This is a genomic window from Sphingobacterium bambusae (assembly GCF_033955345.1).
Lineage (GTDB): Bacteria > Bacteroidota > Bacteroidia > Sphingobacteriales > Sphingobacteriaceae > Sphingobacterium > Sphingobacterium bambusae.
In genome coordinates this window covers 293564-317480 of record NZ_CP138332.1, presented here as the reverse complement: position 1 = coordinate 317480, position 23917 = coordinate 293564, and the positions used below count along the sequence as shown (strand labels likewise).

25 protein-coding genes are annotated in these 23917 nt (G+C 43.2%); 13 read left to right on the top strand and 12 right to left on the bottom strand.

The genetic code is table 11. The annotated features are described in order from the left end of the window. Positions 1 to 192: 192 nt before the first annotated feature. Positions 193 to 855 carry a CPBP family glutamic-type intramembrane protease gene (locus SCB77_RS01375; RefSeq protein ID WP_320184640.1) on the bottom strand — a complete coding sequence of 221 codons (663 nt, stop codon included), beginning with the start codon at positions 853 to 855 and terminating at the stop codon, positions 193 to 195. A gap of 300 nt (positions 856 to 1155) precedes the next feature. Here SCB77_RS01375 and SCB77_RS01370 point away from each other — a divergent pair, with 300 nt between their 5' ends. Beyond that, on the top strand, positions 1156 to 1428 hold the full coding sequence (locus SCB77_RS01370; RefSeq protein ID WP_320184639.1) for a hypothetical protein: 273 nt from the start codon (positions 1156 to 1158) through the stop codon (positions 1426 to 1428). Positions 1429 to 1473: 45 nt separating this feature from the next. Here SCB77_RS01370 and SCB77_RS01365 read toward each other — a convergent pair whose 3' ends face one another. Next, positions 1474 to 1866, bottom strand: coding sequence for a hypothetical protein (locus SCB77_RS01365; RefSeq protein ID WP_320184638.1), 393 nt, complete (start codon positions 1864 to 1866; stop codon positions 1474 to 1476). Positions 1867 to 2676: 810 nt separating this feature from the next. Between SCB77_RS01365 and SCB77_RS01360 the strand changes: the two genes are divergently transcribed. Then, positions 2677 to 2883 carry a hypothetical protein gene (locus SCB77_RS01360; RefSeq protein WP_320184637.1) on the top strand — a complete coding sequence of 69 codons (207 nt, stop codon included), beginning with the start codon at positions 2677 to 2679 and terminating at the stop codon, positions 2881 to 2883. A gap of 673 nt (positions 2884 to 3556) precedes the next feature. Here SCB77_RS01360 and SCB77_RS01355 read toward each other — a convergent pair. Then, positions 3557 to 4063, bottom strand: a complete 507-nt coding sequence (locus tag SCB77_RS01355; protein WP_320184636.1) for a CinA family protein — start codon at positions 4061 to 4063, stop codon at positions 3557 to 3559. Positions 4064 to 4299: 236 nt separating this feature from the next. On the opposite strand from SCB77_RS01355, the gene SCB77_RS01350 reads away from it, so the two are divergent. From SCB77_RS01350 to SCB77_RS01335, 4 genes are all read left to right on the top strand, one after another. Beyond that, complete coding sequence (locus tag SCB77_RS01350) at positions 4300 to 4674, top strand: hypothetical protein (RefSeq protein WP_320184635.1); 375 nt, start codon at positions 4300 to 4302, stop codon at positions 4672 to 4674. A gap of 407 nt (positions 4675 to 5081) precedes the next feature. Beyond that, positions 5082 to 5291 (top strand): hypothetical protein, encoded by a 210-nt coding sequence (locus SCB77_RS01345; RefSeq protein ID WP_320184634.1) that lies wholly within the window; start codon positions 5082 to 5084, stop codon positions 5289 to 5291. 303 nt (positions 5292 to 5594) lie between these two features. Continuing rightward, complete coding sequence (locus tag SCB77_RS01340) at positions 5595 to 7733, top strand: catalase (RefSeq protein WP_320184633.1); 2139 nt, start codon at positions 5595 to 5597, stop codon at positions 7731 to 7733. Positions 7734 to 7881: 148 nt separating this feature from the next. Beyond that, a complete protein-coding gene (locus SCB77_RS01335) occupies positions 7882 to 8067 on the top strand; it encodes a CsbD family protein (RefSeq protein WP_320184383.1) in 186 nt (61 codons plus the stop codon). Between the two features lie 58 nt (positions 8068 to 8125). On the opposite strand, the gene SCB77_RS01330 is transcribed toward SCB77_RS01335, so the two are convergent. From SCB77_RS01330 to SCB77_RS01320, 3 genes are all read right to left on the bottom strand, one after another. Further along, complete coding sequence (locus SCB77_RS01330) at positions 8126 to 8350, bottom strand: hypothetical protein (RefSeq protein WP_320184382.1); 225 nt, start codon at positions 8348 to 8350, stop codon at positions 8126 to 8128. Between the two features lie 97 nt (positions 8351 to 8447). After that, positions 8448 to 8969, bottom strand: a complete 522-nt coding sequence (locus tag SCB77_RS01325) for an RNA polymerase sigma factor (RefSeq protein ID WP_320184381.1) — start codon at positions 8967 to 8969, stop codon at positions 8448 to 8450. A 221-nt stretch (positions 8970 to 9190) separates the two neighbouring features. After that, positions 9191 to 9316 (bottom strand): hypothetical protein, encoded by a 126-nt coding sequence (locus SCB77_RS01320; RefSeq protein WP_320184380.1) that lies wholly within the window; start codon positions 9314 to 9316, stop codon positions 9191 to 9193. Positions 9317 to 9409: 93 nt separating this feature from the next. Here SCB77_RS01320 and SCB77_RS01315 point away from each other — a divergent pair, with 93 nt between their 5' ends. Both SCB77_RS01315 and SCB77_RS01310 read left to right on the top strand, forming a co-directional pair. Beyond that, a complete protein-coding gene (locus SCB77_RS01315; RefSeq protein ID WP_320184379.1) occupies positions 9410 to 10567 on the top strand; it encodes a zinc-dependent alcohol dehydrogenase in 1158 nt (385 codons plus the stop codon). A gap of 96 nt (positions 10568 to 10663) precedes the next feature. Next, positions 10664 to 11569, top strand: coding sequence for an SDR family NAD(P)-dependent oxidoreductase (locus SCB77_RS01310; protein WP_320184632.1), 906 nt, complete (start codon positions 10664 to 10666; stop codon positions 11567 to 11569). 314 nt (positions 11570 to 11883) lie between these two features. Here the strand turns inward: SCB77_RS01310 and SCB77_RS01305 are convergent, their stop codons facing one another. Further along, positions 11884 to 12090: a DUF3072 domain-containing protein gene (locus SCB77_RS01305; protein WP_320184631.1), complete on the bottom strand. Its 207-nt coding sequence runs from the start codon at positions 12088 to 12090 to the stop codon at positions 11884 to 11886. 165 nt (positions 12091 to 12255) lie between these two features. Here SCB77_RS01305 and SCB77_RS01300 point away from each other — a divergent pair, with 165 nt between their 5' ends. Beyond that, the gene (locus SCB77_RS01300; protein ID WP_320184630.1) at positions 12256 to 13971 is read left to right on the top strand and encodes an FAD/NAD(P)-binding protein; all 1716 of its coding nucleotides are present in this window, start codon (positions 12256 to 12258) and stop codon (positions 13969 to 13971) included. 14 nt (positions 13972 to 13985) lie between these two features. Here SCB77_RS01300 and SCB77_RS01295 read toward each other — a convergent pair whose 3' ends face one another. Both SCB77_RS01295 and SCB77_RS01290 read right to left on the bottom strand, forming a co-directional pair. Next, positions 13986 to 14585: a hypothetical protein gene (locus tag SCB77_RS01295; protein ID WP_320184629.1), complete on the bottom strand. Its 600-nt coding sequence runs from the start codon at positions 14583 to 14585 to the stop codon at positions 13986 to 13988. A gap of 76 nt (positions 14586 to 14661) precedes the next feature. Beyond that, entirely contained in the window at positions 14662 to 15114 is a 453-nt protein-coding gene (locus SCB77_RS01290) for a hypothetical protein (protein WP_320184628.1), read from the bottom strand. A gap of 293 nt (positions 15115 to 15407) precedes the next feature. On the opposite strand from SCB77_RS01290, the gene SCB77_RS01285 reads away from it, so the two are divergent. Then, positions 15408 to 16067 carry an SDR family NAD(P)-dependent oxidoreductase gene (locus SCB77_RS01285; protein WP_320184627.1) on the top strand — a complete coding sequence of 220 codons (660 nt, stop codon included), beginning with the start codon at positions 15408 to 15410 and terminating at the stop codon, positions 16065 to 16067. A gap of 128 nt (positions 16068 to 16195) precedes the next feature. Here the strand turns inward: SCB77_RS01285 and SCB77_RS01280 are convergent, their stop codons facing one another. Continuing rightward, positions 16196 to 16855: a DUF5694 domain-containing protein gene (locus tag SCB77_RS01280; RefSeq protein ID WP_320184626.1), complete on the bottom strand. Its 660-nt coding sequence runs from the start codon at positions 16853 to 16855 to the stop codon at positions 16196 to 16198. Positions 16856 to 17001: 146 nt separating this feature from the next. After that, complete coding sequence (locus SCB77_RS01275) at positions 17002 to 18609, bottom strand: family 43 glycosylhydrolase (RefSeq protein WP_320184625.1); 1608 nt, start codon at positions 18607 to 18609, stop codon at positions 17002 to 17004. Positions 18610 to 18780: 171 nt separating this feature from the next. Between SCB77_RS01275 and SCB77_RS01270 the strand changes: the two genes are divergently transcribed. Next, entirely contained in the window at positions 18781 to 21315 is a 2535-nt protein-coding gene (locus tag SCB77_RS01270) for a tetratricopeptide repeat protein (RefSeq protein ID WP_320184624.1), read from the top strand. Between the two features lie 64 nt (positions 21316 to 21379). Here the strand turns inward: SCB77_RS01270 and SCB77_RS01265 are convergent, their stop codons facing one another. Beyond that, positions 21380 to 22888, bottom strand: coding sequence for a S41 family peptidase (locus tag SCB77_RS01265; protein WP_320184623.1), 1509 nt, complete (start codon positions 22886 to 22888; stop codon positions 21380 to 21382). Between the two features lie 528 nt (positions 22889 to 23416). Between SCB77_RS01265 and SCB77_RS01260 the strand changes: the two genes are divergently transcribed. After that, positions 23417 to 23794, top strand: coding sequence for a DUF7674 family protein (locus tag SCB77_RS01260; RefSeq protein WP_320184622.1), 378 nt, complete (start codon positions 23417 to 23419; stop codon positions 23792 to 23794). Between the two features lies 1 nt (position 23795). Continuing rightward, positions 23796 to 23873 carry a potassium-transporting ATPase subunit F gene (locus SCB77_RS01255; RefSeq protein ID WP_320186646.1) on the top strand — a complete coding sequence of 26 codons (78 nt, stop codon included), beginning with the start codon at positions 23796 to 23798 and terminating at the stop codon, positions 23871 to 23873. The last annotated feature ends 44 nt before the right edge of the window (positions 23874 to 23917 follow it).

Here is a 23917-nt window from a genome sequence, read left to right as displayed (position 1 = left end):
GATAGCATAATTAGAGCGCATCTCGCGGCGATTGTCCAGCATTTGTGCTCTTCGCTTGCTGCGTAAAGCATAGCGCGTAAAATAGAGTTTATAGTTTGTCTATCGTTTTGGATTGTTTGTCGCGAGAGCGCAGCAATGCGAATGCTTGTTATGATTATTTTAAGGTTCATTGCCGATTTTTGAAACGCCGCTTTACGCTTGATTTGCGTAAAGGAAAAATACGGCGGGAAGCAGATTGTTGCATACATGGACTGCGCAAGCTGTTAAAAAGCCGGCCTTTATGGATATCCAACTTAAGATCAAGGCGACAATGAAGTGTGGCGTTAGGTACCAAACTACTTCAAAAACGCCAGTTTGGGCAAAATCAAAATTGTAAAAATGCCAACAGGCGAAAGCGGTAGCATTAATCCATAAAATACTCCGAGCGTGGTTATTTGTAAACGCTGTAATTTTAAGCAGGATTGATGGTGTGTTGATTAATATGGCAAAGATCGCAGTGGCAAGGCCTATAGCAAGTGCGCTACAGCTTGTAAGGGAATAAATAGGTATGTTAAACAGCAGGACGAATACAAGCAGGATCATGCTGGATGCACCAGCCGCGGTAAGTAGTTTACCTTTCTGCAATATTGCTCGAAAGCCGAATTCTTCAAGTATAGGACCTATAAGAACAAATTCTAGAAGAAACAGTACAGGTCCAGATTCCGACAGTAATGTACTGCCTCCATCGGTTCCTTTAATCTCACGGAGAATTCCATATTTTATTAAACTTACCTGTATGGCTGTAAAGGACAGTTTAATGATGTATATCAAGAATAGTGTTTTGACAGCCAAAAATAGCTGCTGAGTGCGATTCATTTTTTCGGTCTGAATTTCGTTGGGATCGCTAGCTAGAAATCTTATTATGTCCTTAATGATCATGTTAATTTGTGCCTGCAGATTAATTTAAAACGGTATATGGCTGCTTTGCAAAGTACAAAAAATAACGGTTCTATGCGGAGCACTTATCGAACTGATCGGAAATGTACAAGGCTTATTATTTTGGAGATAGAAACGCCGCTCGAGGAGCAATTGAAAACTATGGTGAAAGCATGTCGCATGCAATAATTTAATCTTCTTTCTATTGCTGTCTAAAAAATATAAGGCTACTTTTGCTGCATGGATGCAGAAAAGCTAGTCAAGATAGGCGATCCGATTATGATCTTTAGAGATCGAGATAACAATCCTGTAGTTAGCTATTATTTAGTCGGAATAACCGAGTATCCGGTTGGTATTGCTATGTATCAGTATAAAAATGATCTTTGTACCGCTGCTTTCCTAAAAGACGCTGCTGGTCGGGAAACCTTGATCGAGCATAACGACGATGGTCAATGTGCAGGGGTTTCAGATCTTCGTGAGCTTTATAGGATTTACAGGTGGGCTTTTGAGTAAAAATACACTGGCCAAATGGGCGGTAGGCGTGGTTGAGGCTATCTTCTACAGGCGCTTGTAACGGTGGATGTCTTCATAATGTGTTTCATTCCAAAAGTCGCTTGTTGACAGCATGAGATCATTTTCATCGATTTTGTACCTGAATGACTCCAAGTCTTCTACTTCCCCTGATCGCAATACAATATGTAGGGAATCTCCAGCTAACCTATAGGTGGTTTCTGCTCCTTCAACTCTAAAAATACCATTAGGTAGAAATGCTATGATTTGATCCTTTTCTTCCAACGTGTCAATATCTATCTGCGTACTCCTGTCTTTCGTGCGAATGGTTTCTATGGAAAAAAGGTACCATCGACCTTCGATCTGATCGGGGGCATCATCATCCTTACGGCATGATAGGAAGGCTAGGGGGGCTAAGGCAATCAGTAGTATTTTTTTCATAGTAACCTGATTACAAAAATTGTACCTAAGGAGTGCTAGCAGTAGATTGATCAAGAATAGTATGCTAGCGTGTCGGCAAGCGATCCACGAAATCTTTTCAGTGACGGATTCCACGCTATTTATGTTAACTGCGGCACAGACGAAAAAAATCCCCCGGTTTATGAGCATCCGGGGGAAAGCTGAAAAAATGAATAAGTACTTTCGTTATTATCTGTAGGTTTAACGACTGCGCGCTGGAAAAGTTCATGGGGAAATAAAAATCCTGAACAGCCTTGTCCGGGATTTTTTCAACCCACTCCATATGCTAGCTCTCTGGTACAAATACGACAAATACGACGCGCGATAAAGCATACGATTTAAAAGAATATACATAAGGTTCTTTTCCCATCGAGGTTAATAAGGTAAAAAATTTCATGCTGGAAACTTTAAAAAAAAATAATCCCGTGCATCGCTGCAGGGGATTAAGGTTCGTACACAATCCTTTTTACTATTTGATAGGTACATAACAGATTATATCAGGAAAAGTTTTTACAAAAAGATTTCCCTAGCCTCGCCGCTAGGGAAATCTGTTGCAATATAAATTCTGTGCTATGAACACTCGGGATTAAAAAAAGTTGTACAAAAAAAACATCCCCGGCCTCGCGCTAGGGATGTTTTGTATATATATCTATGTTGTAATTTTTTATATGCACAACCGAAGCCGTCATTTGGTTTTTGTTATTTTAAAATTCTGTTTTAAGTAGAGAAGAATACCAATAATAAACAAAACCGATACGCTGCAATTACGTTATTCATCAAATATGAAATTGTATGCAAGAGGAGACATATAACAGAAAACTTATCATCGAATTAATTGCGCAGGGATACAAAGTTATTGTAAACGGTGCTCCAACAAAGATCGATATTGACCTATGGGATTACATTGCGCAGATAGTAGATTTTTCAAGATTCCATCTGCTCGAAGATTTACTACAATGGGGTGATCGGGATTTGACGTTGATCGACCGCGCCGCGTAGACACTGCAAAATATCCAACGTGTTCGATGTAGAGGACATTTTAAGGTGTACATGACCTCTCGGGTAAAACTTGATCTTTACATCTAGGAGCGAGAAAAATTTCGCTTACCATGCCTGCGTGAATAGTGGTCTACTTTGTTTTGAAATTAAGTGCATATCTGCACGTTGGTAGTGCTCCCTTAGCTGCAAACGAGTTTCTGCCAAATGGGTAATAGAATGAGACTGTTTAGTCCATAGTTCTTGACGGTTTAATTGAGGAAAATCTGTACTGAGGATTAGGCTCGCTTAATATTTTAATGCGTTACAGCTAGTAATAACTTTGTTAAATTAATGCTTGAGGACAATTTTTATTGAATAACATGTCATGGTCGTTGTGCATAGCGTAAATTGACGTATAAAAATAGCTAATAGAATAGCGGTATTTTGCAAGAGATCACCGATCGCACCACATCTATTTTCCATGTCATCAAGATGTCCGCATTAGCAATAGCGACTTACTGACGTCTAAGACTGCGATATACTCGCCGCGAATCTGTTCGATTGGAAAATAGTGAGTCTTTACCCGAAGCCAATTAAATTTTAGCTAATGCTCGCGGTTAGAGGTCCGAAATCCAACAAAAAATATTGCTGCACTGCTATACAGCTGCTTTATCTCGTTCATTACAAGCTAGACTTACGAGGAGGTTACTAACGAACATATGGCATCAGAGATGGCTGCGATGGATTTATTGACGATATCCGGCGGGTTGCCTTCGAGAAGAATTTGTTGTTCATTCAAGATGTTATTGTATCCGATACAAAAAAACATCGTTCCCACGGGCTTAAGTGGACTTTCGCTTCCTCCGGGAGTCGTGAGGCCGGTGATAGCGACACTTACCTCAGCTGGCATTTTATGCTGGATTGCATAGCATATTTCCCTTGTCACCTCTGCAGATTCGGGCGTGTATGTTGACATGATTTCGCTTGAAATACCAAGCATGTCTTCCTTTACGCAGGCATTATAACATACTATTCCACCTTTTAAAATTTTACCTGAATAAGGAGTGAGCGAAAACTCATAAGCAAGCTTACCTGCTGTAGCGCTTTCCGCAAAGGCAATGGTAAGGTTCCGCTCGGCAAGTAATTGGCTGCAACGAAAGACAGCCTCCTTATAGTTTTCCTTAACATACTCCTTTTCCATAGTTGTACTTTTTTATGTGTGCGCTCTCCTACTGAGCGCTGGGGGCACGAGAAAATTTATGTTGCGCGGTCCTATGAGCGCATTGTAGGTAATAGTTTTATTTATCGAACGACAGTAGTTAAAAATAGTTTTAAAAAAGCCTTTGGCATCTAATTAAATCAGGGATGATAAAACTATTTTCTCTTTTCAACGTTAGCTAGATTAACGTGTAACGGAGTTATTTTAAGGTTTCTACTATGAAGAAGATAGCGGTTGGAATTATAAGTGATTGCAAAAGTTTTCGGCTAGCGCTCCATACGGTTTTTACCTGTGAGAACGAAGGCCAGATTGATAGAATTTGGGATTGTACATCAGATCAACTTGATAGTAAACAAAAAAAACATGTCTCCGATGCGCAGCTACTTGTTGTAGATCTCGACAATGTTCGAGTCTCGATGGTGAATTTTCTACAGGCAATACGGCGTAAATTCAAGCGTGCCAAAGTGATTTTCCTGTTAGGGGAAAGAAAATTTGATAGTAGGTTTATCACCGAATACCAAATAGATAAAATTCTTAAACGGAGTAGCTCTGAAATCGAATTAATTGCCGCTGTACGATCTTGTATGGCTTAGCGTCAGCTGGCTTGTTGGGGATCAAATAAACCGTCGTTGTCTCTCTGGTGTCCCGTTTTCCTTTTGCGTTGGACGAGGGTTAAAGTCCAAAAAAAATCCTTTCTAAGTTGTTTTTAGGGAACGCATGCTGCGGGTAGCTCCGCAGTCGATACATTTGCTTATCGACATTTAAACCCTCTTTAAAATGTTACTTGCTAGCTGTGACTGCCGATATTCATTTGAAAATTCATTAAAATTATAGTTCCCCTAACTGTAAGCTTCCCCACTTTTGATACCAATGTTACGTTCGTATATAAGGTAAAAGCAATCAAGGATAATAGTCCTCGTTAGGTGAACTATTCCGTGGTAGCCCCGTTCAATTAAAACATAAAAAAGGACATTATAAGTTGGATTTAACGAACTGAACTATGGCAACGAAAGTAGAAAACGAGCTGAGCGGAATCGGCGAAAAACGGAAAAAACGTGAAGGGAAAACTCATAAGGAACTGGGATCAATAGTTGAAAAAACGGAGAAAACCAAAGATGGCGATGCAGAAGCTGGGGTTGATCCACAAAAAGAGCAGCTCAACCAGATGCCCAATGATCCTACCGATCGACCAAAAGAGAAGAAACGATAAAGCAGCCTAGTATGCATTTAGGGTAATTGCTCTTTTAAGTGGGATCATGGCAATAAGACTAATCTTCATCCTAAGAGATCGGTGTATGTTGGCTGTCTGTTTTGACTGGGGCAGTTTAGTTACATTAGTGTCAGCGCGTGTGGAGAGCTGGTTATTATTGCATCATGGAGCTTCTGCATGTTGATATGCCATGGTCGCGGACCGTACTAAATCGAAAGATTCTAAATAGGAGTCCTTACTGAACTATCTGCACTATTGCCCGTTCTTCTGCAAAAATCTAAAAGCTTAAGACAGCATTTTCATATGAAAAAGAAGAACGTTAATAAAGGTGAGCTCGTCAAGCAAGATGATCTTGCGCGCTACACGTCGGATGACGGCGATAAGGCAATGACTACCGATCAGGGTGTCAAGATTAATAGCGATGCCAATTCGCTCAAAGCAGGGGAGCGTGGAGCGAGCTTGCTGGAAGACTTTATCCTTCGCGAGAAGATTACGCACTTTGATCACGAGCGCATTCCCGAGCGTATCGTTCATGCGCGCGGCAGTGCCGCACATGGGTTCTTTGAGCTCTACGAAGATCTGAGCGACTACACCCGAGCGGGACTTTTTACCAAAGTGGGGGAAAAGACCCCTGTATTCGTCCGCTTCTCTACCGTGGCGGGCAGCAAGGGCTCGGCCGACTTGGCACGCGATATCCGCGGCTTTGCCGTTAAATTTTATACACAGGAAGGTATATTCGATCTGGTAGGAAACAATACGCCTGTATTTTTCATTCAGGATGCCATGAAGTTTCCGGATCTTATCCATTCGGTAAAACCGGAACCGGATAATGAAATTCCGCAGGCCGCCTCCGCGCATGATACCTTTTACGATTTTGTATCGTTGGCCACCGAAACGTTGCACAACCATATGTGGGCCATGAGCGACCGCGCTATCCCGCGCAGTCTACGTATGATGGAGGGCTTCGGTATCCATACTTTTAGGCTGTTGAACGCGGCAGGAGAATCGCATTTTGTGCGCTTTCATTGGAAGCCGGCACTGGGCGTGCATTCGGTCACTTGGGACGAGGCCGTGAAGATCAACGGAGCCGATCCTGATTTCCATCGGCGTGACCTTTGGGAGGCTATTGAACAAGGGCAATTTCCTAGTTGGGAGCTAGGTCTGCAGATTATTCCGCAAGCCGACGAACATAAATTTGAATTCGATCTGCTCGATGCCACGAAACTTATTCCGGAAGAACTTGTTCCGGTGCTTATTGTGGGGAAGATGACGCTGGATCGCAACCCTGATAATTTCTTTGCCGAGACCGAACAGGTGGCCTTCCATCCTGGACATATTGTTCCGGGCATAGATTTTACCAATGATCCCTTATTGCAGGGCAGGTTGTTTTCCTATACCGACACGCAGCTATCTCGATTGGGAAGTCCCAACTTTCATGAATTGCCAATCAATAGGTCGGTTGCTCCGGTGCACAACAACCAGCGTGACGCCCAGATGCGCACAACGATCAACAAGGGCAAGGTGGCCTACCATCCCAATACCATGGCTGGCGGTTGCCCTTTTTTATCCAAAATAGCTGAAGGCGGTTTTAGCAGTTATGAAGAACGCATAGATGGAAAAAAAGTAAGGGCGCGATCGGAAAGTTTTAGCGATCACTTCTCCCAGCCAGCGCTCTTTTATCGTAGTCTCTCTTCGTGGGAAAAGGAACACGTTATCGGCGCCTATTCCTTTGAACTGGGCAAATGCCAGATCGATGCGATCAAGTCCCGTATGTTATATTTACTTGATCAAATAGACAGTTCACTGGCTAAACGCGTATCAGCCAATATTGGCCTTACAATCCCTAAAAAAATCGAGGAACCGATCAATAGGAATATTGGTGCCGATGAAGACCCTGCTACGCAGCAACCCGGTAAGGCCAAGAATTATCTGGAGCGTTCTTCGGCGCTTAGCCAAGACAAAGGTCAACCATCGCCGATAGCCAGTCGTCAGGTTGCTGTGCTGGTCGATAACGGTTTTGATATGAAGGGATTTGAAGAATTTAAGAAAGCGCTTGAAGCAGAAAATGCCTCGGTAAAGATCGTCTCACCAAGTGGCGGGCAGATAACCTGTAGCGAAGGCATGAAGCATAAGGTCGATGCCCAGCTCTCCACGACAGAAAGTGTGTTCTATGATGCCATTTTAATCCCCTGTGGCGAGAAAAGCGTCAATGCACTGGCCGAGCAGGGGAAGACTTTTAAGTTTATCAATGAGGCTGTAAAGCATTGCAAGACGCTGGCTTTCTTGGGCAAGGCAAAAAAGCTGCGGGATCTATCTGTCGCAAAGGATTTTTTGGAGGATAAAGCGATCCTCACAGATGGCACCCCGCAGGAATTTATAGCTTCCTTGGCGATGCACCGAAATTGGGAAAGGGAGGCAAAGACGGCACAAATTGCGGTATAGCATCATATTTTATAACTTTTGGCTTAGACCAAATTGGCCGAGTAGTTAACAAAATGGATATCTTATAAAAAATAAATAATGTTGAACATGCAGCAAGAGAACTATTTATCTTGCTGCACGTTCTTCTATAAAAGAAAGGAGTTTTATCATGAGTGAATTAACATGGAAAGGACGTTGGAACGAAATCAAGGGAAAAGTAAAGCAGCAGTACGCTGATCTGACGGATGATGATCTGCTGTATGCCGAAGGTAAGGAAGACGAGCTGCTCGGCAAGCTGCAGAAAACAACGGGCAAAACCAAAGATGAGGTAAATAGCTGGTTGAATGACCTCTAGGCTATTTTAAGTCATTTAAAAAAATAGGAGCGAATATAAAATATTTGCTCCTATTTTTTTAGTCGATGTCGCTATTGCCAGAAGCGTTTCCGGCTAAATCGCCGCCGGTGTCGTCCTTTTTCTTTTCATCATCGGTCTGCTTGATGGATGGATCGTCATCCCGATGTTGTTGCCCTTCTTTTGAATCGTTATCACCTTCTGTATAATTCGCTTTGTCATGCTCAGCTACACCGTTTTCTTTTTCGCTCGGTGTGCGTTTGTCCTTGTCTTCTTGTTGTGTCATGTCAATTTCCGTTTATATGTATTTACATTGTGTAAGGTTGAGGTAGTATGTATGAAATGAATAAGCTTGGGGTCATGCCAACTATATACGCCGCTCGCTATGCAGTCTTGCTAATCTCATACGCTGCGAGACTTTTGCGAAGCACCTTTTTTGTATGGAATATTCGAGTTTTTATGGTCCCCTCCGGCATGGCGTATTGATCCGCTATCTCCCGATATTTATACCCCTCGATATACATATTGAAAATTTCGTAGTTCTCCTGCGAAAGTGCGCTCATTGCGCGCTTGATGTCCGTTGCGGCAAAGCGGTCTTCTACCTGATTAAAGGTAAAGGGCTCGCTGCATCCCTGATCCAGCAAGGAAGAGATTTCTGCATGTTCGTACTGTCTGCGTTTCTGTTGTTTCCTATATTGGTTAATATACACGTTCTTCATGATCACGTAGAGCCAAGACCCAACTTTCGAGTTATTTAAAAACCCTTCGGTGTGATTGATCGAGCGAATCAAGGTTTCTTGGACAAGATCTTGCGCCTCTTCGGGATCACTGGTAAACTTGTGGGCAATCTTGCTAAGATATACCTTGCTCTTTTCTATCTGTTGGTTGAGTTGTAATGTAAGCATAGCGATGATTGTTTAATGGTGAATAAATCATGTATTGTTGTCTTGAAACCTGCAAAAAGAGTGCTGGATTTGTGGAAAATGCACTGATCGACTCGCTTGTTAGATAAAATAGGTAAATGCCGCGCCTCCTGCGTATTTCGCATGGACGAGAATCTCTGTTCAATACGTTTTAAGATGGTATGGAGCGCGTTGATCAAAAGTGCTGATGTGCATTTCCCGTACTAACCATCTTGGATAGGTATTTTTCCGTCGCCATTACCGATAGGCTCAATATGCTTGTATAAGCTGTAATAGCCTGTTTTATGCAAGAAGGCTGCAGCAGATAAATTTTCAAATATTTTTATCATTCCGCTCGGAAAAACCGAATCTGCGGCTACGCCGTTCCTTTATTAAACTGCTACGTGCGCAGTTGACAGAGAAACATTATTAAAGCATTTAATATGAAAGCAGCAGTATTCCATAAAGCAGGACAGATCAGTGTAGATACTGTCGAAGATCCAAGGCTCCTTGATGCACGGGACGTTATTCTTAAGGTTACCTCAACGGCCATTTGCGGATCTGACCTCCATATCCTGAACGGGGCGGTACCGCAAAAAGAACCTATGATCATGGGGCACGAATTCATGGGGATTGTGGAAGAGGTCGGAGCGGAAATAACCAATTTGAAAAAGGGCGACCGTGTAGTGGTTCCTTTTCCCATTTCCTGCGGAACCTGCTTTTTCTGCACGCATGATGCTTCGCCGGCATGCGAGCATTCCAATTACAAACACTACGGTCCAAATGGAGATCTTTTGGACCAAAAAGGCGCGGCATTGTTCGGCTATACAGACCTATATGGAGGATACTCTGGTGGGCAGGCAGAATATGTGCGTGTGCCGTATGCGGATATCAGCCCACGCATCGTTCCCGATCACTTAAGTGACGAGCAGGCCCTTTTTTTGACAGACATCTTCCCAACGGGTTGGTCGGCCATTGATTGGGCGCAGCTCAAGGGCGGTGAGGTGGTAGCTATTTTTGGTTCCGGACCGGTAGGGCTTATGGCACAAAAAGCGGCCTGGCTCAATGGCGCGGGTCGGGTTATCGCGATAGACCCTCTGGATTACCGCTTGGCCAAGGCCAAGGCGGTGAATAACGTGGATACCCTAAACCCGAATGAGGTGGATGTAATCGAGGCTATTCGGGAAATGACAAGGGGGCGCGGAGCTGACGTGTGCGTAGACGCGGTGGGCTTCGAGCCTGAACGGGGCTTTCTCGATAAGGTAAAGGCTACGGTAAATTTCGAAGTGGGTTCAATGAAGGTGTTGGATATGTGTTTTAAGGCGGTGCGCCGCATGGGAACCGTATCCATCGTTGGTGTCTACGGCTCGCCCTATGATAATTTCCCTTTACACCGCATATTCGACAAAGGAATAACCATCAAACAGGGGCAGGCGCCCGTGCTCAACTACATCGATAAGCTAGTCGAGCTCGTTAATGAAAACAAGGTAGTGCTAGATGATATTATTACCCATAGCCTTCCGCTTTCAGAAGCTGCGCACGGCTATGAGCTATTCGATAAAAAGCAGGATGACTGTGTCAAAGTGGTGCTTAAGCCGTAGTGATGGAAGTAAAGCGGCGAGATGATATCGATATGCTACGGATCGTATATAGGGTAATCGCAGCTCGGCGAAATGTAAATCTTTAAACAACGTGTAATGATTTTTGGAAAACTGGCAAAAATAGCCCTCTTGGCTGCCGTAAGTGGAGCTATGATAGGTATGCAGCGCAGTAAGCGTCGCAAGTTATCCGTAGAAGGAAAGGTCGTTCTTATAACGGGAGGTTCCCGTGGTTTGGGCTTCGCGCTGGCTCAAGAGCTGGCTACTCGGGGCGCCTTGCTTGCGCTTTGCGGAAGAAGTGATGAGCATTTGCAGCTTGCAAAGCAGGCGCTTATCGAAAGGGGAGCGGAGGTATTTGTTTACCCAGCCGATGTTACCGACCCACAACAAGTGGATATCCTAGTGCAGCAGGTCGTCGGGCACTACGGGCGTGTTGATGTGCTGGTCAACAATGCCGGCGCCATGTTAGTAGGTCCGCATGCGGCTATGGATAGCGAAGATTATAAAAAGATCATGGACAATAATTGTTGGTCTAGTCTCTATTGTATACAAGCCGTTTTACCACATTTTACCGCACAGTCTGCGGGGCAGGTCGTGAATATTGCTTCCATTGGTGGTAAAATTGCCGTGCCCCATATGTTGCCCTATAGTGTCAGCAAATTCGCCCTGCTGGGCTTAAGTCAGGGATTGACCGCTGAGCTCGCGCCCGCAGGCATCGACGTCTTGACCGTCGTTCCAAGCTTGATGCGCACCGGCAGTCCTCTAAATATTGGCGTAAAGGGAAGCCATAAGCTTGAATATGCATGGTTTAAGATCGCCGATTCGCTGCCTTTTGTATCCCAGAGCGCGGCAAGGGCCGCATCGGCAATTGCCGACGGGATGGAATCTGGCAAAAAGGAAATGGTCTTAACACTACCTGCTAAGGTGGCCGCTGCGCTGCAGGGACTTTGCCCAAAGTTTCTTTCTGGCACGCTAACCTTGGTCAATAGGGTATTGCCCCGCTAGCAGCGATACACGTGAAAAGAAAGGTTATCAAAGCGAATCCATTCTGAGCCGTAGCGCGCTTGCCGCATCGACTGATAGGGCTGCTCAGGTATATAACCAATTATAGTAGAAAAGCTTCGGTATTGAAATTTGATCGATAAAAAGAGATGAAACTACAATACAGTTGGACGGCGAGAAGACAACTCCGTAAGAGCCTAGAATAACACTAGCGCGTGCAATAGTAGCAGGTGGAGGAGGACATTCATAAGCTTGTCTTGAATGAAGATACTAATGGCTAGAAATTATCTTTTCCAGCCATTAGTTTTAGCGGCTGACTACTCGGATGCGCTGTCCAAACCTCTACCGGTAATATGTTGCAGCTCATCGATGCGCTTGGATGCCTGGGCTTTGGTAAGGCCTTCTTCGAAAGGTACCTTCGCCTCATCGGACAGTGTTTTTAGGTAGGATGCCTGCGCACCGGTCATGGGCTCCTCGCCGGTTGTCCATTCATCTGGATCTTTTTGCGTATTTGAATTTTCCATAACATTATTCTTTTTTAACGAACCGTATTTCTTGCAGAATAGTTCTGTCAATTCGTCGATTATCCTTTTCATCTACCAAGCAGGGATCTGATTTCACGCAAAATAAACAATTCTAAAAAACGATTTTCCCAATCAATGGTTATACAAGCAATCACACATATTTTCATGAAGAAAATCGATGCATTTACAAGCTTGGCTATTATTGGTGGTGGGCCGATGGCGCTGCTGTTAATACGACGGCTGCTGGACCATTTTGAGGGGCAACTTGCTATCGAGTTGTTTGAAAAACAAGACGTCCTAGGGGCTGGCATGCCCTATAGCCACCTTGGCGCTGAGGACGAACATATTGCCAATATTTCTGCAAATGAATTGCCAGAGGTGCTCAGTTCATTGGATGACTGGATAAAAAAGCAAGACAGCGAAACCCTTGAACGCTTCGCCATAAACGCAGAAGATTTCAATGAACACAGAGCGCTGCCGAGGCTCTTGTTAGGCTCTTACCTAGCGGATGAATTTTCGATGCTCATCCAACAATGTAAAGTCAAGGGCTTTTCTATAGAAATACATTATCGATGCGCAGTGATTGATATTATTGATGAACCTGAGAACGCCCGGGTCAGAGTCGTGCATCAGCAAGGGCGTACTGATTTTGATAAGGCGATTATCTGTTCAGGGCACCTTTGGCCAAAGATGGGCGAAGGAGATATACCTAACTACTTTGATTCACCCTATCCGCCCGCAAAGTTAGTTGGCCGAAACAATTATTCCGTCGCGATACGTGGCGCATCCCTGACGGCAGTAGACGCCATTCGCACCTTAGCCAGGAACAATGGACACTTCTACACATCAGCATCGGGGGCTGTATGCTATAGTCTGGCTTCGGAATCAAAGGACTTCAAATTGGTCATGCATTCCAGAGCGGGACTTCTTCCTGCAGTGCGCTTTCATTTGGCCGATACGCAAATAGGCCGCGGTGAGCTCCTTTCTGCGGCACACATTGAGCGGATAAAAGCTGAAAACGGAGGTTTTGTTCCGCTAGACTATCTTTACGAGCACGTATTCCTTAGGCGTATAGAAGAAGAGCGACCAAGCTTTCACCAAAAGATTGAAGAGCTGACTATGGAGGATTTCGTAGAGAAAATGATGGAGTTTAGAGAGGATAAGGATCCCTTTGAATTGCTAGAACGCGAATACCGCGAAGCGGCGCGTTCAATAATCGAGCAGAAGTCTATTTATTGGAAGGAAATGCTCGCCGTCTTAAGTTACACGATGAACTATCCGGCCAAATATTTCTGCGCAGAGGATATGCTTCGGCTAGAACATACGCTCAAACCATTGATTAGTATTGTGATTGCTTTTGTGCCGCAGCATTCTGTGGAAGAACTATTGGCGTTACATGCCGCTGGCATACTATCGCTAGTTGAGGTAGGTGAAGACAGTAGGGTGGAACCGCTACAAACCGGAGGTATACGCTATCATTACAAAAGTAGCGAAGGCAAAGCATGTAATGACTATTATGCTATGTTTGTCGACTGCGTAGGACAGCCGGTACTGTCGATTGCCGATTTGCATTTTAAAAGCTTAAAAGAGCGAGAGACCGTTGCGCCAGCTGTAGTAAAATTTAAAAGCTATAAAGCAGGTCAAGACGCTTATGCCAAGGGCGTCAAAGGAGTGGGTAAAGCGAAAGATGGTCATTACTACATGCAATTGCCGGGCGTGGCTATTAACGATCATTTCCAGATCACGGACATGTACGGGAAGATTAACGAGCGTATCTATATGCTCGCAGTACCTTTTATCGGCGGTTTCAATCCCGACTACTCGGGACTCGACTTTGTCGAAGAGGCCAGTTTGCGCGTGGTGCAGTCTTTATTGTCGTAAAAGCGTGCTTAACTTCAGGTCGCCAATAAGCCTTTTACCAGTTTTTTCCACTGCGGGTATGAAAATCCTAATTTTGCTCCAAATCCTATAAGGGAATTTCGGATATTCTCCATTAGCAGAGCGCTTGTATTGTTTGTTTCCTCATTTCGTCCAAAGTAGTTGACCTGCAAGCAGAGGCGCTGAACCTTAATTTCAATGTTTGTGCTAGCTGTAGCTTTAAAGAAGTGTGCAACCTCAGCGTCTCTCTTTATGGTGGCGGGAGGAACACTGGGTTGTAAGGTAATTAGTATATAACCATCTTCCGGCCGATCGTCGAATTGGGTAACTTTTACCCAGTCATAACCCCTACCGATGAAGCTGCCTGGCCCAGGAATGTCAATCCTGACATAATCACCTATTTTTGGAAAACGGGTAATTTGATGGCCAAGCTCGTCAAATAGTTGGAAGGTTGCGGATGTGGTTCCTGCGAAATCTTGCCACTGGTTAATACTTCCAAGACGACTTCTTGCGTGGTGGAATGCACCAGTGACTTCTTCCTGTGTACTATAATTTCTGCTTTCGCTAATAACTATTTGCTTCCCTTTTACTTGCTTAGGTATATGATATTGTCTCATGTGTTTTATTTTTTGGTCTATACCTAGCCTATTCAGCTTTAGATAGCAGGGTAATTTTTCGGGAAGCGTGTTCCTCTTAAATTTTTTTATGTCGAGTACGCAGATAATTGCTTACACCTGCACTAACGAGCCCGCCCGCTACATAATAAAGTACGGTGAGTATTTGTGTTTTTCGATTTCGATTAATTGGTGCATCGTTTAACCCCATTGGTGAAGTCAACGTAATTGCTCCTAGCCCTGCAGTAGCTCCTGCAATTAAGCCCTTTATCCAAGTTTGCTTAGTTGTCTTCCCTGCAATCGAAGTAAAATAGGCGGTGTTTGCTACAAGATCTCCAGCCAAGGCGTAGCTATACAGTGCTTTTCCCGTTGGTTCTTCAGCACCAATTGATGAGAAGGATTTTTGAATGGCTTCTTCAGCTACATTGTTAATTTGCGGTACATTGGTACATGTTTTACGCGCTACTTCGTGAATTACGTTTAGCGCAACGGATCCGGCAAAAGCCGAAAGGAGGTTTTTTATTATCGTCATCTTTTTAAAATTTAATAATCTATCGGCAAAGCCTATGGGCTGCCTTTATTAGATAACGATTTATTACAGCAATTGGTTGATACTATTTTGCTAATTTCGGTTTCTACTTGGCTGTCGTTTTTTATTTAATAGTTGTAACCGTTTTTCATGAGTGTATTTTATTGTATTCAACTAGGTACATATTTTGTCTGCCGAAGTCTGAAAGAATCGACACTGGTACTTCTAAGTTAACATAAGAAACTAAACGGTCTTCGCAGCGTTCTATGCTTACGTGTATTTTAACTAGTTAAACGATGAAAACAACTAAAAAAGGAAACCCGAAAGATATTTACCCAGTCCCACCTTTTCCGACTCAAGAACAGAATCCGCCGGGTATCAGTAGGAAAATGGATCCAATTCCTGATCATGGCGAAAACAGTTACATCGGGAGCGAGATCCTATTAGGTAAGGTGGCCTTAATAACTGGGGGCGATTCGGGAATCGGTAAGGCTACAGCAATTGCCATGGCACGAGAGGGGGCTGATATTGTTATTTCGTATAAAGATGAAACGGAAGTCGAGGATGCCGAAGATACCAAAAGGTGGATAGAAAAGGCTGGTCGAAAGGTACTGCTGTACCAAGGGGATATCCGAAATGAAGAGCTTTGCGGAAAAATTGTTGAAGAAACGGTGGCCGAGTTCGGAAAGATCGATATTCTGGTAAACAATGCAGCTTATCAGATGACCTTCAAAGAAATCACCGCTATATCGGCTGAAGAATGGAACAAAACATTTGAGACAAATATGAGCGCAATGTTCTATTTCGTTAAATATGCAAAACCGCATATGCCACCTGGATCATCTATCATTAACACGACTTCGGTTAACGCTTATAATCCCAATCCGACATTGGTGCCGTATGCCGCTACCAAGGGAGCAATTCAAAATTTCACATCCATTCTTGCCATAAAGTGATTCTCCGCTGCGTAACTGCTCTAGAGCTTTATCCTTCATGGACTCAAAATCAAAATCGCTTTCTTTAATACTCATAATTACTATCTCAAAAATAATATTTCTATTTATTATCCTTGACACAGTTTATTTTACAGTCTCAGATTTCTTAGATACCAGTCGGAGACATATTCTGCTCCCGCATAGTTTTTACCAGCACCAACCTTCGTTAAGTACTTCAGGTAAATGGATAGATTTTTCTGTAACTCTTCTTGCTTATTGATGAATTTTATAAGGTTCGTAAACGAGTTGTTTTTAAGCTCATCGTCGTAGTTACTCTTCATCTGATTTGCCATTTTTCCTAAATCGCCAAACAAATAAAGTTGATTATTTTCTTTCGCAGTTGCTGACAATAAGCTATCACGTACTAATCCGTAAAATTTATCCACGCAGTTTACCTGTTGCAGTGCTAGTTTCTTTGCTAATCTAAAACCTATTTGTTCTCTTTCTGTCACAGGCATTTTATATTGACCCTTTACGTATAAGTGATACAAACTGTCGCTAGATTGTTGCTCAGAAAATGGTCTTTCAATCATCACCTTTGTCGCTTTTGTTTGAGCTAAAGCATTCGTAAAATCTTCTAGTTCTTTTTGACGTTTGTCACTCAAAAAATCTTCTACTTTTAGTTCAAAGGCATCTTTGTGAGGAGTTTCGAAATGAATTGTTCCAATTAATAAAATTTTTGTTGTCTGCTGCTGTGCTAATGTTGCAAGGGAGAATAATAAACAGAAGAATAACGTGACTGCTTTCATGTAGATATTTTGGTGTAGTTTTCTATGAGGATTCAAATTTAGCGTTGAATCTGCCGTGCTAAAATATAAAATAAAACCGATTTTTGAAGACTTAGCTTATCTGAGGAGTATAAAAATGTATCTTGGCAATTTGTCGTATTATATCACTATTTAACAGTTTTAACAAGCTCGATATCGTCCACATAGCAAACAGCATCCGCGTTGCCATCTGCTAATATGCCGATTTCCACCTCTCCGTGACGAATGCTGATGTTTTCGATCTTTATTTTTTTCCATGCAGCTGTTTCTCCAACAACAGTGTAGCGGTAGGTTTTTTTCTGATTTTTAGCATAGAGCACTAAGTTGTTAAAACCACTGCTGTTTTTCACTTTCGCACGCAGCGTATACTTGCCACTGCTTAATTGCACGTACTTCGTGGACTTGATCTTTTGGGAAATCTTTCTTTTGTAAGAAACCCTATCGTGGATCTTGAGGCTTTTTTCGCCGGTGACCTCTTTGCGATCCGCTGTCGTATTGTAATAGTTCAACACGGGGGAAATGCTGTCCTGTTGGGATATCGCCGTTCCTTGGATAACTTCCGTTTTCCAGCCAAGGAGATCCTCCTGTACGGGTTTTACTTTACTGGGGATGTATTTTCTGTCAGCCTCAAAGCTGCCGTTTTTTACAAAATTGTTGTCTGTAGCTACTTTCCATTGCCCGCTCTCCGCGGTCAATTGCCATGCACTTAGCGAGTTGAATATCGGCCTGTCGCCTTCAAAGGAAATAGGGCACCACTGATTATAACCTAAGCCGTTGCCTGCAAAATTTGCCCAGCGATCGCCGCAATAGATCACCGTTTCCTCCAAAGTTCCTTTTAGGGAAACAAAGAATCCTGTTTGGCTGACATGTGCGTAATCGCTTTCCGATCCCTCCATAATTTTCATATCATTGGTGGGTAGATATGGCCCCCTGATATCATCCGACATTAAATAGTAGGCAAATGAAGAATCCCATCCGTAGAGGTTGGAGGCGCACATATAATATTTGCCTTTATATTTAAACATGCAATTCCCTTCGCGTCCTTCGCCCTTAAATATTTCTGTACAGTCCAGTAGTCCAACTTTTCCGTCTTTCAGGCCTATCTCGGAGATATATATCTTGTTTCTACCGCGACCATAGGAGTAGACCAAATATGATTTTCCCGTGTCCTCATCTGTGAAAACGGTCTGGTCTCCGGTATTGGGTGTGCCTATCATGTTTTTCATATTGATGAAATGGCTGACTTTGAAGTCGCCTGTAGGCTGATCGGCCAACGCCACCAAAACCTGATCTTGATGCTGTACGAACATTGCATACTGGTTTAAAGAAGCAATAAATGCAACACCTAAACGGCCAACCCACGGATTCGCATCCTTTTTGTTTGTCTCCTCTTTTGCTAGCACCGTGCGCTCGTATTTCCAATTGCTAAGATCGCTTGATGTGTAGCATGTTACCCCTTCGAACGTGGCATGGTCATGCGTGACCGAAGGATCTTGTCGGTAGCGTTCTGCCTCTTTATAGTGTACGCCATACCAGTAATATTTGTATTGACCGCTATCCGGATCCTTAAACTTAAAAATTCCACCGCCTTGGCTATAAATCGGCAATCCGTTTTCGGTACTCCAAAAGGAATCATTGCTTATTTGTTGAAATGAAGAGCGCTGTTTTTCCTGTCCATAGACCGTCGCGAAGGTTAAAGCAAATATGGACGCTAACGTCAGTAGAAGTGCACGCATGGAGATTTAAGTAACTGTTTATGTAAAAATTGCTATTAATACTGGTGTCTGCAACCTGCGGCAACCTGTTCGTTTTCTTGCGTGCATATCATTGTTATGGAATTTTTTTAGTTTTGATCGTGTCCCTTGGCAGGAAGATTGCGATGTCATCTTTATCCCCGATGTGGATGAATGACGAAGCAAACGCAGAAATACGAAGAAAAAATGACAGGTAAACAGAAGATAGGCGGTAAATATTTCCAATACATGCTAATCAGCATCCTTTCGCTATGCGGGATGAATGCATATGCACAGCAAGACGAGAAGCTGCATACAGAGAAGCGACCGTCGGTGATGGATTCTATCGATATCGTGCGCGACTATCGCCCGATGCTGGCGGATGCGGTGAAAATTCGCCGTAGTCCGGATATGAAAATCGACCGCGCAGCACTAGAGATCGAGGTGCGCCAAGTCGCTGCCAGCCTATATTTTGAGCGTAATGACTTCAGAGAACCTTTCCACTTTCCCTTGCCGCAACGGTATGCTGACGCCCCACGCAACAACATCGATAATAACAGGATCGGTATCTTGGCCTTTCGCGCTGGCGAATATGAAAGAGCGGCTTCCATTCTAAAGAAAGTGGAACCGGCGGATGCCTTCTATCAGAGCTCCATCATTGGTTTGGGCTATATTTCCCTGAAAACCGGAGATAAACAAGCTGCGCGGAATGCGTTTTACAAGGCTTCCAAGATGAACTTTGATCAAGAGTTGAGAACAGATGCGCTGTACAACTATGCTAAAACGCTGTATAGTCTAGACTCCGTGCAAGTAGCTTTGAAACCCCTTCAGGAATATCTCGCCCTGAAATATGCCGAACAGCGTCCCGATGAAAAAAACACGGAGACTACAGAAAAAAGAATGATCGATGTGTTATCCGGCAGCAGCAATTTTGAGGCTGCGGTGTATTTATTGGAATCATTCAAAAATAGGGATAGGAAAGCGGATGTAACCTACCAAAAGATAACCTATTATCGCGGCATGGAATTTTATAACGAACGTGCTTTCGAAAACAGCATATCCATGTTTATGCGATCGGAAAAGTTTCCGTTCGATGCAGAAATGGCGGCATTGGCTACCTATTGGAAAGCCGAGGCTATGTATGAAGTACGCAAGTATGGAGAGGCCGTAGACAATTTTTCCAAGTTCTTAGCTTTGCCCGCCGCGCGGAATACTTCGGTCTACAATTATGCGAACTACGCCTTGGCCTATGCTGCATTCCGCATCAACCGGTTTGCTCTGGCCGCTGAATATTTCGAACGCTTCTTATCAACCAAGGAAGGTTCCTTGGAAGAACGTGTGCGGTATGATGTGATTGCTCGCCTAGGCGACTCCTACTTGTCCACACGTAATTATGGACGAGCTAATGCATACTATGATATGCTTATCGATAACAAAGCCCCTAATCAGGACTATGCCCTGTTTCAGCATGGTATTATACAAGGTTTGCAGGGAGATAATGAAGCTAAAATCAATACCCTGCGGTCAGTGGTCGAGAAATTCCCGAGCTCTAATTATGCGGACGACGTAGCCTTTGAGATACCGTACGTTTATTTCACCAAGGGCGATTACGATGCAGCCATCGAGGGGCTACAAAAGATGATCGAGAAATATCCGCGCAGCAGCTATTTACCGAGAGCCTTGATGACGATAGGGTTGGTGCAGTACAATAAGGACGACACCGAAGCGGCCATGGCCACCTTCCAAAAGGTGGTAGAGGATTACGCGAAAACCGATGAGGCAGCACAGGCGCTTCTTTCGATTGAAAATATCTATCTCGACCGAGGTGATGCAACGAGTTATATACAGTACGCTACGGGAAGCAATGTTACAGAGCTGAGCCCTGCCGAGCAAGATAACTTGGCATTTAAGATTGGCCGTACCTTGTTTTCCAGAGCACAATACGCTGCTGCCGTAGAAGCCATTAACGCTTATTTTGATAAGTTTCCCAAACCGCGGCAAGAGAAATATGCCCGCTATATTCGAGGGGTAAGTTTATACCATACAGGGCATCCGGAAGAAGCATTGCACGACCTCAATATTATCCTGAACGACTGGACAAGTCCCTATACCGAGAATACCCTGCTCACGGTTGCCGCTTTATATCTCGACTTAAAGCAATACAATGAGGCTATCGTCCACCTTAAAAAGCTAGAGCTCAACGCTGATTTCAAAAACAGCTATGGCTATGCTGTAACGAATCTGATGATTTGCTATTTTGAAATAGGTGACTTTGAGCAAATGGATAAGTATGTAAAATTGATCAAAAATTATAAACGGGTATCTGACGAGGAAATTGCGACTGTACACCTGTATACGGCAAAGGCACTGTTACAACAGAAAAACGTGAAGTCTGCAACGGATGAACTGAACCTAGCAGCACTCAAAAGCCAGTCGGCTGCCAGCGCCGAAGCAAGGTACCGTGTTGGCCAATTGCAGTATGACAATAAGGAATACGACAAAGCGCAAGCATCAGCTTTTGATGTCATAGAAAATATGAGCGACCATGATTATTGGGTAGCAAAGAGCTTCATCCTTTTGGCAGATACCTATGCGCGCAAAGGAGACGTTCGTCAGGCAAAGAGCACATTGGAAAGTGTGGTCGAAAATTATGCAGAAGACGATGATGTGATACCGGCAGCAAAAGAGCGGTTAAAAAAAATGAAGTAGTTTCCGTTTTTATTTGCTTCTATGTATATGGCTAAGAGCTAATCTTATAATAAGCTGGTTCATGCTATTGATTGATTTGCTGCTGTTCTTGTTTTACGACAAGCTCACGCAGTTTTTCAAGCTGTGCATCGGTTTTCCAAAGAATTTGCTTTTTATCTCGTTCAATTCTTATATCCGGCTGTGTGCCTAAGCCATCCAAAATTTTACCGTCTTTTTGGAAAGAAACCATCGTACTAAGTTTTATCCGCAATGCCGAATTGGGCAGTTCAAATCGCTCGCTGTTACCGCTGGAACCATCTGTTGGCATGCCAACAATGCGTACATGGGGTAAGCCTTTGAAAATACTGACAAAAACCGATGCAGCGCTAAAGCTCTTTTCGTTCGCCAATATGTAGACAGGCCTATCGTAATACATGGACTTACTCGCTAATTTCTTACCATGAAGTAACCCAAAATAGTATGCACTATATTTCGTGTCTTCCAGCTGATACATGGGTTTGAACGTCTTTAAAAATTCAACTACTTTTTGCTGCTCATCGTAATCCAGCGCTGCGTAAGCGAACAAATACCGGGCATGCAAACTTTCTATATAATCTTCTGGCAATGGTAGCGGACCTCGTTGTCTAGTGGCGTTTACAACGTAGATGGAATCCGGATGCACAAGATATTTTGCCAATGCATAAGTTAAGTCTCGCGTTCCTCCACCATTGTTTCGTACATCGATGATCAAGGCTCTACTATCTTTCTGTATCATTTTCATAAACGTTTCGATCCGACTAAATAAATTAGGGGCATCGTCTTGACTTACCATGGACGGAAGCAGGATATAGCCTATTTTGTCTTCTACGCGGAAAAGTTGATCAAGAATTTCCGTTTTATTGTATTCTTCGTCTTTTAGCGTAAGATATGCACTCTCCAATCTTTCATCCCAAGGACGGAAAGTCTTTTTTCGCTCCACAGGAGATAGGGTTAGCGTGGTATCATTTTTCAATAGCGAGTCCGACAGCGTAATTTTCAGCTCATTTGGCAAAGGTTTTTGTAAGTAACCATATACCTTTTGAATATCCCTAAGCTCTCTAACGGCACGTGTGAAATACGAAGCTTTCGGCGCCGTAACCTCTTCAGGAAGCGCTTTTTGAACAATTTCACGGTAAGGGACACCATCTATTGCTTTAAGATATGGAAACGAAGGTTGTAGAAAGGCCAAATTCTTGTCGTCTCGATGCAGCACCAATACTTTATCTTTCTCTGGCGCAAAAATAAGTGGTAGATATAGGGAGTCTTGTGTGCGATAGCCTCGTACCGACGCATGTCTGTCGCCAATTTTTCCAATGGTTTCGCCAAGAAACAATCCAAATTCTTCTAGAGAGATAGCATCGGGAAGGCTGCGCTGGTATCTATCAAGATCTTCGTTGATATCGTATCCATTCAAATAAACGTAAGATGAATTTTCGTCCAATATTTTTTTTAAAGCTTCGATATCAGTCACAACCTCCTGTTTGGTCAGCTTGGTAGTTTGGGCGTAGGATGTAAGGCTTGCCCAGCAAAAATAAAGGAGAAATAGAGATCTCATGCGCATAGTCAATAATGTAAGGTATCGTGTAGGCGAATATAGGATTATTTTCGAATGTGTTGCTGCTTCAGCGTAGAGCGCTTTTGATATCATGTAAGTAGCATCTACATCAATTTCTCATTTTGAGAAAAAAGCATGTCATTATGGTAAGGTTTGTCTCCTTGTGAATTTCTTAGATATGTTATAATGTGTTTATAATCAATTGTTTGTTTGTCTATTTTTTATAATGGAATATCTTTTGGTATGCCCGTACCAAACAAATATGATATGAAAACGAAAGCTTCAAAATTAAAACAGGACAAGGAAAGCGCTGCGCAATCACATGTGAAACCGAGTGAAAAGTTCTTAGGATACTTCTACCACGCTTAAGGTGCTAGGACAAAACGAACAAGTTTATTTTATAACAAATAACCATCAATATGTTAACTGTAATACTGCTAATAACTGGTCTGCTATGTTTTTGGCTACTGGTCAAATCCATCGGATTTTTTGAGAAGATCTAGTCATGGAAACAAAAGCGTAACAAAAATGAGAAAGCTCAATTATTCCCGGGCAAGCTACTATTTGGCTGGACGTTTCAAGGAAATCAGAATCGAGATCAGAAACCTTGCTCGGCATAGGAATTTTGCCGGCGTAGTGCAGGCATTGGTCAATTACCTGAAGTCACTGCATTCGCTGGGCAAGCTCGACAAAGTGAGCAGATACATCGATTATCTTGGGAAAGTGTACAATCAGGGAAATACCTACGTGCAATATATTATTGAAAACCTGTTTGTACGTTCGTTAGGCAGCTTCCAACGACGTTCAGACCCCGCATGTTGGGATGAAATGACCCGTAAAATGCCCAAGGTCTTTATCGAGATCTATCAAAGACAAATGAACGAACATCTATTAATAAAGCATTAAAATGGCACTACTATTTATCGTAGCACTGGCAGTTTTTGGATATATCTGCTACGTGCTTATCAAACCGGAGAAATTTTAAAGAGGGAATCCTTGAAAGGAAGAGTTTGAAAGCTTTTTATACGA